The 19,336-nt window shown below is 36.2% G+C and carries 9 protein-coding genes; all 9 read left to right on the top strand.

The genetic code is table 11. The annotated features are described in order from the left end of the window. Positions 1-44 precede the first annotated feature (44 nt). The 9 genes from QLQ96_RS19020 to QLQ96_RS18980 all read left to right on the top strand — a co-directional run bounded on the left by QLQ96_RS19020 (position 45) and on the right by QLQ96_RS18980 (position 19,119). Complete coding sequence (locus QLQ96_RS19020; protein WP_482492517.1) at positions 45-1,751, top strand: polysaccharide lyase; 1,707 nt, start codon at positions 45-47, stop codon at positions 1,749-1,751. A gap of 219 nt (positions 1,752-1,970) precedes the next feature. Continuing rightward, positions 1,971-5,120, top strand: a complete 3,150-nt coding sequence (locus QLQ96_RS19015) for a DUF6298 domain-containing protein (RefSeq protein WP_482492516.1) — start codon at positions 1,971-1,973, stop codon at positions 5,118-5,120. A gap of 258 nt (positions 5,121-5,378) precedes the next feature. Beyond that, the gene (locus QLQ96_RS19010) at positions 5,379-6,782 is read left to right on the top strand and encodes a glycoside hydrolase family 140 protein (protein ID WP_482492514.1); all 1,404 of its coding nucleotides are present in this window, start codon (positions 5,379-5,381) and stop codon (positions 6,780-6,782) included. Positions 6,783-7,020: 238 nt separating this feature from the next. Beyond that, positions 7,021-8,592 (top strand): glycoside hydrolase family 28 protein, encoded by a 1,572-nt coding sequence (locus tag QLQ96_RS19005; RefSeq protein WP_482492512.1) that lies wholly within the window; start codon positions 7,021-7,023, stop codon positions 8,590-8,592. 300 nt (positions 8,593-8,892) lie between these two features. Continuing rightward, complete coding sequence (locus tag QLQ96_RS19000; protein WP_482492510.1) at positions 8,893-9,810, top strand: glycoside hydrolase family 43 protein; 918 nt, start codon at positions 8,893-8,895, stop codon at positions 9,808-9,810. Positions 9,811-10,029: 219 nt separating this feature from the next. Beyond that, entirely contained in the window at positions 10,030-11,895 is a 1,866-nt protein-coding gene (locus QLQ96_RS18995; protein WP_482492509.1) for a six-hairpin glycosidase, read from the top strand. Between the two features lie 149 nt (positions 11,896-12,044). Continuing rightward, the gene (locus QLQ96_RS18990) at positions 12,045-14,825 is read left to right on the top strand and encodes a glycoside hydrolase family 78 protein (protein WP_482492508.1); all 2,781 of its coding nucleotides are present in this window, start codon (positions 12,045-12,047) and stop codon (positions 14,823-14,825) included. A gap of 189 nt (positions 14,826-15,014) precedes the next feature. Next, positions 15,015-16,433: an acetylxylan esterase gene (locus tag QLQ96_RS18985; protein WP_482492507.1), complete on the top strand. Its 1,419-nt coding sequence runs from the start codon at positions 15,015-15,017 to the stop codon at positions 16,431-16,433. Positions 16,434-16,668: 235 nt separating this feature from the next. Further along, positions 16,669-19,119, top strand: a complete 2,451-nt coding sequence (locus tag QLQ96_RS18980; protein ID WP_482492505.1) for a glycoside hydrolase family 95 protein — start codon at positions 16,669-16,671, stop codon at positions 19,117-19,119. The last annotated feature ends 217 nt before the right edge of the window (positions 19,120-19,336 follow it).

The raw sequence follows: 19,336 nt of genomic DNA, 5'->3' as shown, positions 1-19,336 counted from the left end.
TCTTAAAACTTACACAACAGCTATTAACTACACGACCACAATTCATGCAAAATATTTTTCCAAACCGTACTTTAAAGAGAACATTGATGGCATTTTCATTTTGTTCTCTAGTTTCATCAGCTTACGCCCAATATCCTGTAATTCCAAAAGATGTTCAAGCAAAAGCAGACGCTATTTTAGCAGACGAAGAAACAAGATTGAGTGAAATCTGGAATGCAAATCTCCATATTATTAAAGAAGAAGCAAAACAAGGAAAACCATATTTGCCTTGGGCTTCTTATCCAAAAGATTTTGTTTTTGCAGACATTCCTGCTTTTCCAGGTGCAGAAGGCGGAGGAGCATACACACAAGGTGGTCGTGGCGGAAAAATATTCGTAGTTACGAGTTTAGAAGACAGCGGAAAAGGAACTTTTCGTGAAGCTTGTGAAGCTGTTGGGGCGCGAACAATCGTTTTTAATGTTTCGGGAATTATTCGCTTAAAAAAGAGAATCAGCATGCGTGCGCCTTACGTTACAATTGCTGGACAAACGGCTCCCGGAGACGGAATTTGTATTGCTGGAGAAACTTTAGAAATTGATACTCATGACGTTATTATCAGACACATGCGTTTCAGACGTGGTGCAACTGAAGTAACAAGAAGAGATGATGCATTGGGTGGAAATCCGATGGGAAATATCATCGTGGACCACTGCTCAGTTAGTTGGGGATTAGACGAAAATATTTCTTTATATAGACATCAATTTGCGGCTAATGCAAAATCGAAATTGGAGAAATTACCAGCTTGTAATATCACTATTCAAAACACTATTTCATCAGAAGGTTTAGATACTTATAATCACGCATTTGGAAGTACAATTGGCGGATTAAATAGTACTTTTATGCGTAACTTGTGGGCCGACAACATTTCTAGAAACGCTTCTATCGGAATGTATGGCGACTTTAATTTTGTGAATAACGTAGTATTTAATTGGTGGAATCGTACCTTAGATGGCGGTGATTATCGTTCGATGTTGAACATCATCAACAATTATTTTAAACCTGGTCCAATAACGCCGGCAGATCAGCCTATTGCACATAGAATTGTTAAACCTGAGTCTGGATATATTGAGCCAAAACAATATGGAAGAGCTTATGTTTCAGGGAATTTCGTTGTTGGTTCTCCTGAAGTTACAGCAGATAACTGGAATGGCGGAGTGCAATTGGAAAATCTTCCAGAAGCAGAAACAAAAGAATTTTTAGCAGCAATCAAACAGCCAAAACCTTTTTCAATGCCTCAATTCAAAATTATGGGTGCAGAAGAAGCTTACGAATTTGTTTTAACGAATGTTGGAGCGACAATTCCGAAAAGAGACGCTGTTGACGAAAGAATTTTGAAGCAGGTTAGAACAGGAAAAATCGAAGTGAAAGACGGTTTAGAAAACAATATTGGAAAGGATTTTGTCAAAAGAAGATTGCCTGCAGATTCTTATAAAAAAGGAATTATAACGCATCCAGATCAAGTTGGGGGGTATCCGACTTATAAAGGAAAAACCTATAAAGATTCTGATAATGACGGAATTCCAGATGCTTGGGAAAAGAAATTTGGTTTAAATCCAAACGATGCTTCAGATGCAAATAAAGATTCAAACGGAGACGGTTATACGAACATCGAAAAGTATTTTAACGGAATTGATCCAACGAGTAAAACAGATTGGACAAAAATCGAAAATAATATAGATACGTTAGCTAAGTTGAAGTCATTATTACAATAGTGATTTAGTTATATTAAGAATATTTTCAAAGCAAACCTGACAGGTTCTAAAAACCTGTCAGGTTTAATAACACAAAGAATATCCATATAGTTTGTCATTTCGACGTAAGGAGAAATCACACTAGTAGCTCGACAACAGTGTGTGAATCCCGCGTGAGATTTCTCCTTACGTCGAAATGACAAAATTGAGGAAAATGTAAAATTCTAAAATAGTATTAAATTGAATTTCACTCATTTAAAAAATATTGCTTCTTTCAAAAACACATTATTCGTAATGTATTTTGCTCTGTCATTTAATGCCGAAATCACAGCCCAAAACACTTTCCCAGACATTGTAAAAACAAAAGAAGGAAAACTTTCTTTTACAGCAGACAATCAAGGAAACCAAATTCCTGACTTTTCTTTTGCAGGATACAGAAATTCTGAAGCAGCAATTCCGAATCTGGAAAACAAGATTTTTGTTTCCAAACAAGAAGAAGATGCAACGCAGAAAATTCAAAGGGCAATTGATTATGTAAGCGCATTAAAACCAGATAAATCGGGTTTTCGCGGAACAGTTCTTTTAGATAAAGGAATTTTCAAAGTTAGCGGGACATTATACATCAGAAAATCGGGAGTTGTTTTAAGAGGAAGCGGAAACACAGAAAACGGAACTGTACTTTTAGGAACAGGTTTAGAAAGAGAAGCTTTAATTCGAATTTTAGGGGTAAATGATAAAGTGTATAAAGATTCTTTCGAATTTAATAACCCTTACACACCACTTGGAACTCAGAAAATCCAATTAAAAAACGCTTCAAAATTAAAAGTTTCAGACGAAATTGAAATCAGCAAACCTTTGACAGATAATTTCATTAAAGAAGTAAACATGCAGGATTTCGGTGGAGAAACTTCTTGGATTGGATGGAAAAAAGGTGCTTGGGATATGACTTGGAATAGAGTTGTAGCCAAAATCAACGGAAATGAAGTTACATTGAATGCTCCAATCACGATGTCATTAGATGATGTTTTCGGCGCTTCAAAAGTTACGGTTTATTCATGGCCGGGAAGAGTTGAAAATGCTGGAGTTGAAAATATCTTGATTAAATCAACTTTTAATGCTTCAAATGCAAAAGACGAAGAACATAGATGGCAGGCAATCAGTATCGAAAACACTAGAAATGCTTGGGTAAAACAAGTTAATTTCAAACATTTTGCGGGCGGAGCAGTTACGATTTTAAAAACAAGTCAGCAGATTACAGTTGAAGATTGTATTGCAACTGAACCCGTTTCAGAAATTGCTTCATTCAGAAGACATACATTTTATACAGAAGGTCAGCAGACACTTTTTCAACGTTGTTATTCAGAATTTGGATATCATGATTTTGCTGTGGGAGGATTTGGAACAGCGGGTCCAAATGCTTTTGTTCAGTGTGAATCACATCTTCCATTCAATAACAGCGGCGCAATTGGAAGTTGGACAACGGGAGTTTTATTTGACATCGCCAATATTGACGGTGATGCACTAAGTTACAACAACAGAGAACAAGGCGGAAGAGGAGCAGGATGGACAGCAGCAAATTCAGTAATTTGGGAATCTTCAGCTTCAAAAGTAGAATGTTATAGTCCGCCAACTGCTCAAAACTGGGCTTTTGGAGTTTGGGGACAATTTGGAGGAAACGGACACTGGAAAGACGTAAACGGACATATTAGTCCAAGAAGTTTGTTCTACACACAACTAGAAAACAGATTAGGAAAACTTCCAACGCCAGCTTTTATTTATGATTTAGGATCGGAACCATCTTCAAGCCCGACAATCGAAGTGGCGCAAGAATTGACTAAAGCTTCGGTTACAACCAAACAAAGCTTGCCAGAATGGATTGAAGAGGTTTCAAAACAAAACCCGATTAACATTAATAATTCAGGTTTAAAAAATGCAAATGATTTAAAGATTGCTGCTTCAAATAAATCGGAGAATAAATCAAAAGTAATCACAGAAAATGGCTGGTTAACTTTTAACGGAAAAGTAATCGCCGGAAAACAAATGAATGTGGCTTGGTGGAGAGGTGATCTTACAGATGATTTTGTAAACAAATCTTTACCGCACGTAACTCGTTTTGTACCAGGAAGAACAGGAAACGGATTAACAGACAGAGTTCAGGAAACAGTTGATTATTTGACTTCAAATAACATTATCGCTTTAGAACACAATTATGGTTTGTGGTACGACCGCAGAATGGACGATCACGAACGTGTACGCAGAATTGATGATGATACTTGGCCTCCGTTTTACGAACAGCCTTTTGCAAGAAGCGGAAAAGATTTGGCTTGGGATCATTTAAGCAAATACGATTTAACAAAATTCAACGATTGGTATTGGAGCCGTTTAGCGCAGTTTGCAACATTGGCAGAACCAAACGGACAAATGCTAATCAATCAGCAATATTTTCAGCACAATATTTTAGAAGCTGGAGCGCATTGGGCAAGTTCACCTTGGCGTTCGGCAAATAACATCAACAATTCAGGATTTCCAGAACCACCGCCATACGCAGGAGACAAGCGTATTTTCATGGCGGAACAGTTTTACGATATTACGAATGCTGATAGAAGAAAATTACACCAAGGTTTCATTAGAAAATCGTTCGAAAATTTTCAAGAAAACAGCAATGTAATTCAGTTAACAAGTGCTGAATATACGGGTCCGCTTCACTTTATGGAATTCTGGTTAGATGAAGCTCAAAAATGGAAAGACGAAACAGGTAAAAAAGGCTTAATCGGTTTAAGTGCAACCAAAGACGTTCAGGATGCAATTTTGAATGACGCCAAAAGAGTAAAAACAGTTGATGTAATCGACATTCGTTATTGGTATTACAAAGAAGACGGTTCGGCTTACGCTCCACAAGGAGGCGTTAATTTAGCACCAAGACAGCACGCCAGAAAACTGAAAACAGGAAAAGAAACCGATAATCAAGTGTATCGTGCCGTTAGAGAATACAGAGAAAAATATCCTGAAAAAGTGATTTTATATTCAACAGATGGTTCTTCTCGTTTCGGATGGCCGGCTTTGATGGCGGGAGCTTCAATGCCAAACATCCCAAAAATCGAATTGCCTCAGTTTTATTCCGCTTTAAGCGAAATGAAATTAGTTGACGGAAATACGTTCTCAGACAATCTTTGGAAATTAGAAAACAAAGGAAAAAGTTATCTTTTCTATCTAAAAAACGATCAAGATGTTACAATCGATTTATCAAACGAAAAAGGAACATTTGAAGTATTCGCAATCAATGCTTCAACAGGAAATACAACCAAAAAAGCCAACATCAGCGGAGGAAAAAAAGTAACGATTCCACAAGCCGAAATAAAAGAAAAAGCGCTTTTTGTAGTGAAAAAGTAAAAGTTAATAGCCACGAATTCACGAATTAATTTGAAAAGAATTAAATCTGATTAACTACCCAAATCTGCGAGAGTAAAAAAAATTTTCGCAGATTAAAAAAGATCAAAGCAGATTCAGCAGATTTTTAAAAAAATAATCTGCGTAAATCAGCTAAAATCAGCGAAATCTGCGTGAAATAAAAACACAAAGATTGTAAAAGAAAAATTCGTGAATTCGTGGCAAACAAACCAAAAAACATAAATTCAAAAACAAACCAAAATGAATCTGAAAATAAAATCTTTATGCGCTCTTAGTATAAGCTTTATGTTTACAGCACAAAGCGGATTTTCGCAATCTGCTAAAACAAAAGCATCACTGCCTGAAATCAAAGTATCTAAAAATCAGCATTATTTTGTTACCGAAAACGAAAAACCATTTTTCTGGCTTGGCGATACAGGCTGGCTCGCATTCGGAAAATTGGATCGAGAGGGAATTGAGAAATATTTTAAAGACAGAAAAGAAAAAGGATTTAATGTTGTTCAGGTGATGGTTTTGCACAACATTAATGCCGTTAACGTTTATGGCGATGCCGCTTTGATAAACGAAGACGTTTCAAAACCGTTGATTACGGCTGGAAACGATTTCAAAGATCCAAAACAATACGATTACTGGGATCACGTAGATTACACTTTAGACGTGGCTCAGAAAAACGGAATTTACGTTGCAATGGTTCCAGTTTGGGGAACAAACGTTTCAAAAGGAAATAAAGTAAGCAAAGAACAAGCAACAGAATACGCTCAGTTTTTGGCTAATAGATATAAAAGCAGAACCAATGTAATTTGGTTAAACGGTGGAGACACGCACGGAAATGAATTTCAAGATATCTGGAAAGCCATTGGAAATACTTTAAAAACAAATAATCCAAATCAGTTAGTCACTTTTCACCCATTTGGAAGAACCGATTCTTCAGAGAATTTCCACAACGAAAAATGGTTGGATTTCAATATGTTCCAATCAGGACACAGAAGATACGATCAGGATTCAATAAAAACGAATTTCAAAGAAGACAATTACAAATTTGTATTAAGAGATTTCGAATTAAAGCCAACAAAACCTACACTTGACGGAGAACCTTCTTACGAAGCAATTCCACACGGTTTGCACGATACTTTACAGCCAAAATGGACCGCAAGCGATGTACGTCGTTACGGATATTGGTCGGTTTTATCAGGAGCAGCAGGTTACACGTACGGACACAACGCTGTAATGCAAATGTTTAGAAAAGGCGATAAACCAGCTTACGGAAATAAAGAATTATGGACATCAGCAATCAATGCGCCTGGATCAAAACAAATGGTTTACATCAAGAAATTAATGGAAGAATTTCCGTTTTTAGAAGGAACTCCAGATGTTTCATTAGTCGTTAACCAAGGAGAAAAATACGATTATATTTCTGCAATAAGAGGAGAAAAATATGCTTTACTTTATACTTATAACGGAAGAATAATAGAAGTAAAACTAGGAAAAATTGCTGGTGATAAATTCGAAGCAACTTGGTACAATCCAAGAAATGGAAAGAAAACCAAAATCGGAATTTTTGATAATAAAGGAACTCAAAATTTTCAACCAGAAGGAAAAAAAGAAGATGGAAATGACTGGGTTTTGATTTTGAGATCGAAGTAAAATAAAAGTCTAGTATTATCCTTCTGAGCGAAGTCGAAGAACCGCAAAGATTGGACACATTGAATGATAATGAATGCGCCCTTCGACTTCGCTCAGGGTGACAAAAATAAGAATAAAAAATCTCTCGCAGATTTGGCAGATTGAGCAGATAAAAAATCCTTTTAATCTGTGAAATCAGTGGCAAAAAAATTAATCTGCACAATCTGCCAAATCTGCGAGAGTAAAAAACAACACAACTATGAAAATCAAAAATATACTATTCATACTCTGCTTCATCACCAGTTTGACAGCATTCGCACATGATGGCTGGTACAACATCTTAAACGAAGGCGGAAACAATAAAGGCCAAAAATGCACTGATGCCATTCAGAAAACAATTGAAAAAGCATCAAAAAATGGCGGTGGAACTATTTTTTTTCCGGCTGGAGAATATCTAACAGGAGCTTTAACACTAAGAAGCAACATCACAATTCATTTAGATTCTGGAGCACTTTTAAAGTTCTCTGAAAACTTCGATGATTTTTTGCCTTACGTAGAAATGCGTTACGAGGGAATCGTAATGAAAAGTTTCCAACCTTTATTTTATGCAAAAGATGTAGAAAACATCACCATCAAAGGAAGAGGGGTAATCGACGGACAAGGAAAAGCTTGGTGGAATGAAGTGTACAGAATCGAATCAGCAAAAGAACCTTTGCCTCCAACCAAATACCAAACGATGTGGGAAGAGCAAAACAAAGGTCTTTATACAGAACCCTATTACAAAAGAACAGTTGATAAGAAATTTTTCAGACCTTCTTTCTTTCAGGCTTACAACTGTAAAAACATTATGATCGAAGGCGTGACCTTTCAAAATTCACCTTTTTGGACAATTAACCCAGAATTCTGTGATAATGTAACTGTTACTGGAATTTCGATTTTTAATCCGCATTCGCCAAACACAGACGGAATTAACCCTTCTTCTTGTACGAATGTTCACATTTCAAACTGCCATATTAGTGTGGGAGACGATTGTATCACAATCAAATCGGGAAGAGATGGCGATGGTCGTAAATACGGAAAAGCGACAGAAAATGTAACCATCACAAACTGTACGATGTTAAGCGGTCACGGCGGAGTGGTTATCGGAAGCGAAATGTCTGGCGGAATCAAAAAAATCACTATTTCAAACTGTGTTTTTGACGGAACAGACAGAGGAATCCGTATCAAATCGGCTCGTGGGAGAGGTGGAGTTGTAGAAGACATTCGCGTCGATAATATCGTAATGAAAAACATCAAAGAAGAAGCAATTGTATTAAGCCTTTTTTACGATAAAGGCACTAAAATTGAGCCTGTAACAGAGAAAACGCCGATTTTCAGAAACATTCACATGAACAACATTACAGCTTCAAACGTGAACAAAGCGGGACAGATTTTAGGAATCACAGAAATGCCAATTCAAAACATTACTTTCTCAAATATTAATATGGACGGAAAAGAAGGTTTTACCGTGAGCACCGCAACAGATGTTGAATTTCATGATGTAAAAGTAAACGCAACGGCAGGTTCTTCCTTCAAAATATCAGATTCAAAAAATATTATTTTAGATAACGTTGGATCTTCAACACCGATAAAAGGAGTTCCAGTTATCAAATTAGATAATGTTTCTAACACGTTGATTAGTAATAATTTTCCATTCAATCAAACCGATATTTTTATCGAATCCGATGGAAAAGAAACGAAAAATATTTTCTTGAAAAACAATGTTTTAAACAACGTAACAACAAAAATTAAAAAAGGCGCTTCTTTAGATAAAAAAGCGATTACAGAATAATTCCACGTTCCTGCAAGGTTTTGAAAACATTGTTGGTATTTTAATAATTATATTTAGAAGCAGAAACAATAGGCATTTTTGGAAACATCGTCCCGCTCTTCGTTACAATCTTTTGTGCCGAACCCCGGCACAAAAGGATTTCCACTGCGATCGGGGCTAAAGAGAAAGATTTGGCTTTTTTGCTATCAATAAGAAAGGTCTGATCCTGCAAGGTTTTCAAAACCTTGTAGGTTTCAGAATTAAACGTAAAATATATACCTACAAGGTTTTTGAAAACCTTGCAGGAAAATAAAATAAGACATGAAAAAAATATTCATCCTATTAATCTTTTCACTTTTTGCGATATCTTACGCGCAGAAAAAGAAAGAACTATATCTTTTTACGTCGTTTAGAGAACCAGCAACAGAAGGCTTATATTTGGCTTATAGTGAAGACGGTTACAACTGGAAAGGTTTAGAAGGTTCATTCTTAAAACCAGAAATCGGAGCGAGTAAGATCATGCGTGATCCATCAATTACAAAAGGAGCTGACGGAACGTATCACATGGTTTGGACAACCGATTGGAAAGGCGGAAATGGTTTTGGTTACGCAAGTTCAAAAGACTTGATGCATTGGTCAGATCAGCAATATATTCCAGTAATGAAAAACGAACCTGAAGTGGTAAACGTTTGGGCACCAGAGATTTTTTATGATGATGAGAAAAAGGAATACATTATTATTTGGGCATCGACAATTCCGTTTAAATATCCGAAAGGAGTGGAAGAAGAGAAAAACAACCACAGAATGTATTATGTAACGACTAAGGATTTCAAAACTTTTTCGGATACAAAATTATATTACGATCCAGGTTTTAGCGTAATTGACTGTGTGATTGTCAAAAAAGGAAAGAAAGACTATGTTTTGGTTTTAAAAGACAACACAAGACCAATGCGAAATATAAAAGTAGCTTTCGGAAAATCGCCTTTAGGTCCGTTTGAAAAAAGTTCTGAACCTTTAACCGAATATTTATCAGAAGGTCCAACCGTTGTAAAAGTGGGTAAAAATTGGCTGTTGTATTATGATAATTACGGTTCAAAAAATTATAAAGCTTTAAGCACTTCAGATTTTGTTCATTTTGAAGATGTTTCATCGAAAATAAGTCTTCCAGAAGGACATAAACATGGAACGATTACAACAATCTCAAGCGAAGTTTTAAAAGGATTAATTGAAAAGAAATAAAATCTGTAAAATCTGCAAAATCTGCGAGAGTAAAAATTTTTTCTCGCAGATTTGGCAGATCAAGCAGATAAAAAGGGTAGAAAAATTTCACGCAGATTTAAAAGGATTGAAGCAGATTAAGCAGATTTTTTTAATCTGTGAAAATCAAAAAGATTAAAAATTATATCTGCACAAATCAGCTAAAATCTGTTGAATCTGCGTGAAACCAAAAATATAAATATGATTACTTTCAAAAACATAAAAACCAACATTATCGCTACAGCCACAATTCTTTTGGTTGGAACTGCTGTAAATGCGCAAAACGACACAGTGCGTTATGTTGGTAAAACACTTTCAAACATCGATTACCATCACGGAATGTTAAGTCCGGCGGTTGGAGTTCACGCGACACAAATTATGCGTGCAAGCCGTGAACACCCAGAAAAAGCAGATGGTTTTGGTTGGACATACAATCACCAGCCGATGATGGCGTATTGGAATAATACTTTTTACTTGCATTATTTAAGTGATCCTTCGGGAGAACATATTCCGCCAAGCCAGACTTTATTTATGAGTTCTAAAGACGGAGTAACTTGGACAAAACCAGAAGTTATTTTCCCGATTTATAGAATTCCTGACGGATGGAAAAAAGAAGGAGTTGAAGGTGTGGCCAAAAATCTAGATGCGATTATGCACCAAAGAATGGGCTTTTATACTTCAAAAGACAAAAGACTTTTTGCTTTGGCGTATTACGGAATCGCGATGGATGAAAAAGACGATCCAAACGACGGAAAAGGAATTGGACGTGTGATTCGTGAAATCAAAAAAGATGGAAGTTTTGGCGAAATCTATTTCATCAGATACAATAAAACTTGGGATAAATCGAAATCGAAATTCCCATTTTATACCGCTTCAAAAGACAAAGGATTCAAAAAAGCCTGCGAAGAAATTTTATCTAATCCATTAATGTTGCAGCAATGGGTAGAAGAAGCCGATCGCGATGACGAATTGATTCCGTTGCAGAAACCGTATAAAGCATTTAGCTATTATCATTTAGCAAATGGAAATGTGGTTGGTTTATGGAAACATGCTTTAACTTCTATCAGTAAAGATGGCGGAAAATCTTGGGATTATATGCCATTGCGCGCGCCAGGTTTTGTAAACAGTAATGCTAAAATCTGGGGACAAAAAACGTCTGATAATCGTTATGCAACGCTTTATAATCCGTCAGAATATCGTTGGCCCTTGGCGATTTCTACAAGTGATGACGGACTGAATTATAAAGATTTATTGTTGGTTCACGGAGAAGTGAGTCCGATGCGTTACGGCGGAAACTACAAATCTGCAGGACCTCAATACGTACGCGGCATCACAGAAGGAGACGGAACTCCGCCAGACGGAAAAATTTGGGTGGGTTACAGCGTAAATAAAGAAGATATTTGGGTTGCTTCGATTCCGGTTCCAGTAACTTCTGTTGTGACAGAAAATGTAAATGATGTTTTCAATACGCTTCCAAACGGAGAAGAATTGAAGTTTTGGAATACTTATGATCTTTCTTGGGCATCCACAAAAATCGAAAAGAAAGCCGACGGTAAAAAATGGCTGACTTTAAGAGATCAGGATTATTTTGATTATTCTCGTGCGGAAAGAGTGATTCCTTTCGCATCAAAAATGGAAGCTGTTTTCACCGTAATGCCAGAACAGAATAATCATGGTTTATTGCAGATTGAATTTCAAAATAAACAAGGTTTACCATCCGTAAGATTAATTTTTGATTCTGACGGAGAATTAAAAGTGAAAAATGGCGCTCGTTTGAGTTCGGTTGCGAAATACGAAGCAAATAAAGCGTATAAAATCACAGTTAAATTAGATGCTAAAAACCGTCAATACACTATAAAAGTAAACGATGGAAAAGAATCAACGAAGATATTTTATGCACCAACAGATGGTTTCGAGCGAATTATGTTCCGCACAGGAGAACAAAGATATTCTCCAAATCCAGACACAGCGCCAGACACAGACGATTACGATGATTTGCCTCAAACAGGAAAACAAATCCCAGAAGCAGTATTCAATATCGAGTCTTTGGTAACTAAAAAATTATAATTAGGTTGCCACGAATTACATGAATTTGCACTAATTTTTTATTGAACATCCTAGAAATTCGTGATATTGGTGTAATTCGTGGCAAAAAAATAAATCAGCTCAATCTGCAAAATCTGCGAAAAACATAATTAGCAGACAAACAAGTAAAGATGAAGAATTTCAAAAATATTGTATTAGCATTTTTTCTTTTAGTAACTATAGTTTCTAAAGGACAGATTCTGCCTGTACGCTTAACAACAGAAATGGCTGAAAATCCATTGGCAGTTGTAGAAACTCAACCAAAATTAAGCTGGCAATTAGTTTCAAAAGAATCTGATGCATCACAATTAGCTTATTTGATTTTAGTAGCTTCTTCGGAAGAAAAACTAAATAATGACGATGGAGATATCTGGAACACAGGAAGAGTAAATACAGACAAAAACCTGCATATTGTTTATAACGGAAAACCATTAAAAAGCGAGACCAAATATTTCTGGAAAGTTAAAGTTTGGAATCAATCAGGAAAAATTTCAAAATGGAGTAGAACAGCTTCTTTCAGAATGGCGCCGTTAGAATCAGATTTAAATCCAACTTGGATTGGTGCGATTACAAAAGCAGATAGTCATTTGCCGGAAGGAAGAACGTATCATACTGCGACTTTCAACAGAGAAAAAAAGAACTCGTTTATCAATGCTTCCGATTCTTTGGCGCGCAGAAGTATCTTGCTTCGTAAACCTTTCGAAGTAGAAAAAGAAATCAAAGAAGCCGTTGTTTATATTTCAGGTTTAGGACATTACGAACTGACAATCAACGGAAAAAAAGTAGGTAACAGTCAATTTGCACCTTTGTGGACGGATTACGACAAAACGGTTAATTACAATGTTTACGAATTAAGCGCAAAAGATTTTCAAAAAGGCGATAACGTAATTGGCGTTCTGTTAGGAAACGGAATGTACAATACGCTGGCTGAAAGATATACCAAATTCTTCGTGAGTTTTGGTCCGCCGACTTTATTTTTCAAAATGAAAATCAAATACAATGATGGTTCAGAAGAAATTATAAAGTCAGACAGAACTTGGAAATACAGCAAAAGTCCGATTACGTATAACAGTATTTTTGGTGGAGAAGATTACAATGCCAACTTAGAACAAAAGGACTGGAATAAAAAAGGTTTTAAAGATAGAGATTGGAAAAAAATAGTCATTCAAGAAGCGCCAAAAGGAGTTTTAAGACCGCAGACTGCACCGCCTGTTACTATCCAAAAACAATACGAAGTTAAAACGGTAAAAGAGCTAAAACCGAATTTCTACGTTTTTGATATGGGACAAAATCTTTCTGGATTTCCAACGATCAAAGTAAAAGGAAAAAGAGGACAATCGATTCGTGTTTGGGTTGCGGAAGGATTAAATGAAGAAGGCACAATCGCGCAGGGAAGATCTGGAAAACCCTATTATTATGATTACACTTTAAAAGGTGATGGAGTTGAAGAATGGACACCGAAATTCAGTTTCTACGGTTATCAATATGTTCAAATTGAAAATATTAATTACAAAGATGCTAAAAATGCGGAGTTTCCAACTTTAGTAGAATTAAAATCGAATTTCATTTACAATTCGTCTGGTGAAGCGGGAAGTTTTGAATGTTCGAATGAAATTTTCAATAAAACACATGAGCTGATAAACAACTCAATAAAAAGTAATTTCCAAAGTGTTTTTACGGATTGTCCGCAACGTGAAAAGTTAGGCTGGTTAGAAGAAATTCATTTGAATGGCCCGGGTTTAATGTTCAATTATAATTTAGAAAATTATATTCCGGCTACGATGCAGAATATTTCTGATTCACAACGTGATAATGGTTTAATTCCGTCTATTGTTCCAGAATATGTGATTTTTGGTGGCGATTTTACCGATTCTCCAGAATGGGGTGTTACAGGCGTGATCTTGCCTTGGATGTATTACGAATATTACGGAGATACTTCATTATTAGAGAAATATTTCCCTATAATGAAAAAGTACGTCGATTATTTAGAAACAAAATCGACAAACCACATCGTTTCTCACGGATTAGGCGATTGGTACGATTACGGAACTCATGCCGCTGGATATTCAAAAAACAGTCCGATTGCGCTTTCGGCAACTTCACATTATTATTATGGAGCGTATTTGACAGCTCAAGCGGCTAAGTTATTAGGCAAAACCGAAGATTTTGAGAAATACGAAACATTAGCTTCTGAAATAAAAATAGCTTTCAACGCAGCATTTTTTAATCCAGAAACCAAACAATACGGAACTAACAGTCAGTTTAGTAACTCAGTTCCGATTTTTATGAATATTGTAGAGCCTCAGTACAAAGAAGCGGTAATGCAGAATTTACTGGCAGACATCAAAGATAAAGGAGATCGTTTAACAACGGGAGATGTTGGAAATCGCTATTTATTTCAGACTTTAGCAAGAAACGGAGAAAACGAAACCATGTTCAGAATGCACAATCATTATGATGCGCCAAGTTATGGTTTTCAGATTAAATTTGGCTTGACCACTTTAACGGAGCAATGGGATCCAACAAAAGGAAATTCATGGAATCACTTTATGTTAGGGCAAATAGAAGAATGGTTTTACCAAAGTTTAGCCGGAATTATGTCTGATCCTGAAAAACCGGGTTTCAAACATTTCTTCATTCAGCCGGAAGTGGTTGGCGATATGACTTTCGCGAAAGCGGATTATCAATCGGTTTATGGTAAAATTGCTTCTTCTTGGGAGAAAAAAGATGGTAAGTTTATCTTGAATGTTAGAATTCCTGTGAATACAACAGCGACAATTAAACTGCCAGTTTCGAAGAATTCAGAAATAAAAATTGATGATAAAAAGGTTAGAGCAGGTTTTAATGAAAAAGATAAAAAGCCGACTTTAGAATTAGGATCTGGAATTTATACAATAGAATGCAAATTGTAATTATGAGTTATAAGTTATGAATTATAGTTAAGCTCAAAAAAATCAATTGCCTCCATCTTTAGATGGAGGTTGCAAAATAGAACATGTCAGAAGGCTTTAACCAAATGATTAATTTAGGCTAAAGCCAATTTTGAAAATCAATTTGTTTTCCTCCAGTTAAAACTGGAGGCAATTCAAAAAAATATAATAATGAAAAAAATAAAATACATCATCTTAGTTTCCATTTTTGCTTTGACATTTGCGAATGCGCAAAGCACTTCTGATACCAATTTCAGAAAACCGGTATCAGAAACTTTAAAGAAAATTGAAACGCTTTTTAAAGTCACAATCAACGATGACAGAGGTTTATTAAAAGGAAAAGAGCTGGATTATGCCGATTGGAGAATTGAACCGGGAAATTTGCCGCTTTCGTTGACTAATATTTTGGCTCCATTCGAATTAATGTATTTCAAACAGCCAGATGGAACGTATATCATTCGTAAATATGAAAACCATAAAGTCTCTGTTGATAAAGGAAAAGAACGTTTGTTTTACTTAGAAAGCCTTTATTCGACGAAAGAAGAATGGGAAAAACGCAAAATGGAGTTAAAAGCTTGTATGATTGAATCATTTGGTTTGGATAAGGCGCCCCCCATACCTAAGTCTAAACCACTTTTAACTCCAAAGAGAACCTACAAAGATTACAGTGTAGAAAATATTGCTTTGGAAATTTTGCCTGGCGTTTATGCAACAGGGTCAATTTACAAACCATATCCGTTAAATAAAAAAGCGGCCGTTATTCTAACTCCCGACGGACATTTTGGCGACGGAAGGTATAGAAAAGACGAGCAGTACAGATGCGCCATGATGGCTAAAATGGGAGCAATTGTTGTGGCTTATGACTTATTTGCTTGGGGAGAATCGTTATTGCAATTTCCTGAAGAAACGCATCGAAACAGTATTGCATCGACAGTTCAGGTGTTAACAGGAATTCGTTTCTTGGATTATTTAGCAACCGTAAAAAATGCTGATATGACAAGAGTCGGCGTTACTGGAGGTTCTGGCGGAGGATCGCACACCATGTTTTTAGCAGCGATTGATGACCGTGTAAAAGTTTCAGCTCCAGTTGTGATGGTTTCGTCTCACTTTTCAGGAGGATGTCCATGCGAAAGCGGACGCGGAATCCATTTATGTGGAAACGGAACAAACAATGCCGAAATCTCAGCCATGATGGCTCCAAAACCGCAATTAATTGTTTCTGATGGAAAAGATTGGACTTTGGCAGTTCCAGAATTGGAGTTTCCGTTCATTCAAAGAACTTATGAATTATACCGAAAGAAAGATTTAGTTGAAAATGCTCATTTTGCGAAAGAAGGACATGATTTCGGAATTTCGAAACGTATGGCTTTATATCCGTTTATGGCGAAATATTTAAATTTAGATTTGAATAAAGTAAAGAACGACAAAGGAGAAATCGACGAATCGACTTGTGTGATTGAACCGAAAGAAAAGCTTTTTGTTTTTGGAGATAAAGGAGAAAAACTGCCAAAAAATGCTCTAAAAGACATAAACAAATTATATGAAATGTTCGGAGAAAAAAATCTGAAAGTTTACGAGGTTAAGAAATAAAGTTAGTTGCCACGAATTTCACTAATTCGCACGAATTATTTTTTTGCCACTGATTAAAAAGATTAAAAGGATTTTTTATCTGCTTGATCTGCTAAATCTGCGAGAGTAAAATTTTTTCACGCAGATTTAGCAGATCAGGCAGATTTTAATCAGTGAAAATCCTTTAATCTGTGGCTAAGAATAAAAAAAAATTAGTGCAATTCGTGTAATTCGTGGCAAAAAGAAAAATATACGTATGAAGTTAAAATTTAAAATCACAGCAATCTGTTTTGGAATTTTTTCGTTGACTGCAACTGCACAAAACGACTTAAAATTATGGTACAATAAACCAGCTGCAATCTGGAACGAAGCTTTGCCGTTGGGCAACGGACGTTTGGGTGCAATGGTTTTTGGTGATCCAGCAGTAGAGCGTTTGCAATTGAACGAAGAAACGATTTGGGCAGGTTCTCCAAACAGCAATGCACATACAAAATCAATTGAGGCTTTGCCAAAAGTAAGACAGCTTATTTTTGACGGAAAATTTGATGAAGCCCAAGATTTGGCTACGAAAGATATCATGTCGCAAACCAATGACGGAATGCCGTATCAGACTTTTGGAAGCGTTTATATTTCATTCGCAGGACATCAAAAATATACGGATTATTACCGAGATTTAGACATTAGCAATGCTACAGCGAAAGTAAAATACAAAGTAAATGGCGTTGAGTTTACAAGAGAAATTTTAACTGCATTTTCAGATCAAGTTATTGTGGTGAAGCTTTCTGCGAATAAACCAGGTCAGATCACTTGCAATGTTTTCATGAACAGTCCGATTGATAAAACCGCGGCTTCGACAGAAGGAAATCAAATTATTCTTTCAGGAGTTGGAACTAACTTTGAAAATGTAAAAGGAAAAGTAAAATTTCAAGGAAGACTTACGGCTAAAAACAAAGGAGGAGAAATCGATGCAAGCAATGGCGTTTTAAGCATTAACAAAGCTGATGAAGTTGTTTTGTACATTTCGATTGCAACTAATTTTAAAAACTACCAAGATATTTCTGGAGATGAAATTGCGAAAAGCAAATCATTTTTAGATCAGGCATTGCCAAAAAGTTTCGACGAAATCAAAAAAGCAAATGTTGATTTTTACCAAAAATTCTTCAACAGAGTTTCTTTAGATTTAGGTTCGAATGATTTGATTAAGAAACCGACAAACGAAAGAATTAGAGATTTCTCAAAACAATTCGATCCGCAATTAGCAGCTTTATACTTCCAGTTTGGACGTTATCTTTTAATTTCAAGTTCTCAGCCAGGCGGACAGCCAGCGAATTTGCAGGGAATTTGGAATGATATGGTAACACCGCCTTGGGACAGCAAATACACGACAAACATCAATGCTGAAATGAATTACTGGCCAGCACAAGTAACGAATCTTCAGGAAATGCACGAACCGTTTGTTCAAATAGCAAAAGAGTTAAGTGTTACAGGAGCGGAAACGGCTAGAATGATGTATAATGCCAGCGGATGGGTTTTACATCATAACACCGATATTTGGCGTGTAACTGCTCCAGTAGATTCAGCTGCTTCGGGAATGTGGCCGACTGGTGGTGCTTGGGTTTGTCAGGATTTATGGGAAAGATATTTGTATACAGGAGATAAAAAGTATTTAGCAGAGATTTATCCGATTATGAAAGGTGCTGCCGATTTCTTTTTGGATTTTATGATTGTGGATCCGAATACAGGATATTTGGTTGTGGTGCCTTCAAGTTCTCCAGAAAATACACATGCTGGCGGAACAGGAAAAGCAACAATCACATCAGGAACAACAATGGACAATCAATTGATTTTTGATTTGTTTACGCATGTTATGGAAGCTTCGGCATTGGTTTCGCCAGATGCCGCTTATGCGAAAAAAGTAAGCGATGCTTTGGCAAAAATGCCACCAATGAAAATTGGAAAACACAATCAATTACAAGAATGGCAAGACGATTGGGATAATCCGAAAGACAATCATAGACACGTTTCGCATTTGTACGGATTGTATCCAAGCAATCAGATTTCGCCAATAAAAACACCAGAATTATTTGAAGCGGCTAAACAATCGCTAATTTACAGAACAGACGAATCTACAGGCTGGTCTATGGGTTGGAAAGTGAATTTATGGGCAAGACTTTTAGATGGAAATCACGCTTATAAATTAATTCAAGATCAGTTGCATTTGGTAACAGCAGATCAGAGAAAAGGAGGAGGAACGTATCCGAATATGTTAGACGCGCATCAGCCTTTTCAAATTGATGGAAATTTTGGCTGTACTGCCGGTTTTGCTGAAATGTTGATGCAAAGTCAAGAAGGAGCGATTCATTTATTGCCTGCTTTACCAACGGTTTGGAAAGACGGAAGTATAAAAGGTTTAGTGGCAAGAGGTGGTTTTGTAATCGATATGACTTGGAAAAACAATAAAGTTTCAACTTTAAAAATCTATTCGAAAATTGGTGGAAACTGCCGTTTGAAAGTAGAAAATACGTTAAGTGGTTCTTCGATTAAAAAAGCAAAAGGGAAAAATACAAATCCTTTGTTTTATGATGTTGAAGTAAAGAAACCAATTATTTCAAATGAAGCAAAACTGGAAAAAGTAAAACTACCTAATTATAATATTTACGATGTGAATATGAAAGCTGGGCAGACGTATACTTTTACTGGGAATTAAATTTTAAACCATATAAGTTATATAAGGAAATATAAAAGCTAGGTCGTTCCTGCAAGGTTTTAAAAACCTTGCAGGTATAAAATAGCAAGTCTAGGTTTTCGAAATGAAAAAATCACGTGAAAAAATGAATTGCCTTCAGCTTTAGCTGGAGGTTTAAGATTTATGCGATAAAAGGCTTTAGCCCAAAAGAGTTCAATAAATACCTACAAGGTTTTGA

Source organism: Flavobacterium sp. B167r (assembly GCF_056824315.1).
This window is presented reverse-complemented; position numbering and strand designations above follow the sequence as displayed.

What these genes read in the sequence shown, in the direction of transcription:
- QLQ96_RS19020 (WP_482492517.1), top strand. Translation starts at nt 45, where the DNA reads ATGCAAAATATTTTTCCAAACCGTACTTTAAAGAGAACATTGATGGCA.
- QLQ96_RS19010 (WP_482492514.1), top strand. Translation starts at nt 5,379, where the DNA reads ATGAATCTGAAAATAAAATCTTTATGCGCTCTTAGTATAAGCTTTATG.
- QLQ96_RS19005 (WP_482492512.1), top strand. Translation starts at nt 7,021, where the DNA reads ATGAAAATCAAAAATATACTATTCATACTCTGCTTCATCACCAGTTTG.
- QLQ96_RS19000 (WP_482492510.1), top strand. Translation starts at nt 8,893, where the DNA reads ATGAAAAAAATATTCATCCTATTAATCTTTTCACTTTTTGCGATATCT.
- QLQ96_RS18995 (WP_482492509.1), top strand. Translation starts at nt 10,030, where the DNA reads ATGATTACTTTCAAAAACATAAAAACCAACATTATCGCTACAGCCACA.
- QLQ96_RS18990 (WP_482492508.1), top strand. Translation starts at nt 12,045, where the DNA reads ATGAAGAATTTCAAAAATATTGTATTAGCATTTTTTCTTTTAGTAACT.
- QLQ96_RS18985 (WP_482492507.1), top strand. Translation starts at nt 15,015, where the DNA reads ATGAAAAAAATAAAATACATCATCTTAGTTTCCATTTTTGCTTTGACA.
- QLQ96_RS18980 (WP_482492505.1), top strand. Translation starts at nt 16,669, where the DNA reads ATGAAGTTAAAATTTAAAATCACAGCAATCTGTTTTGGAATTTTTTCG.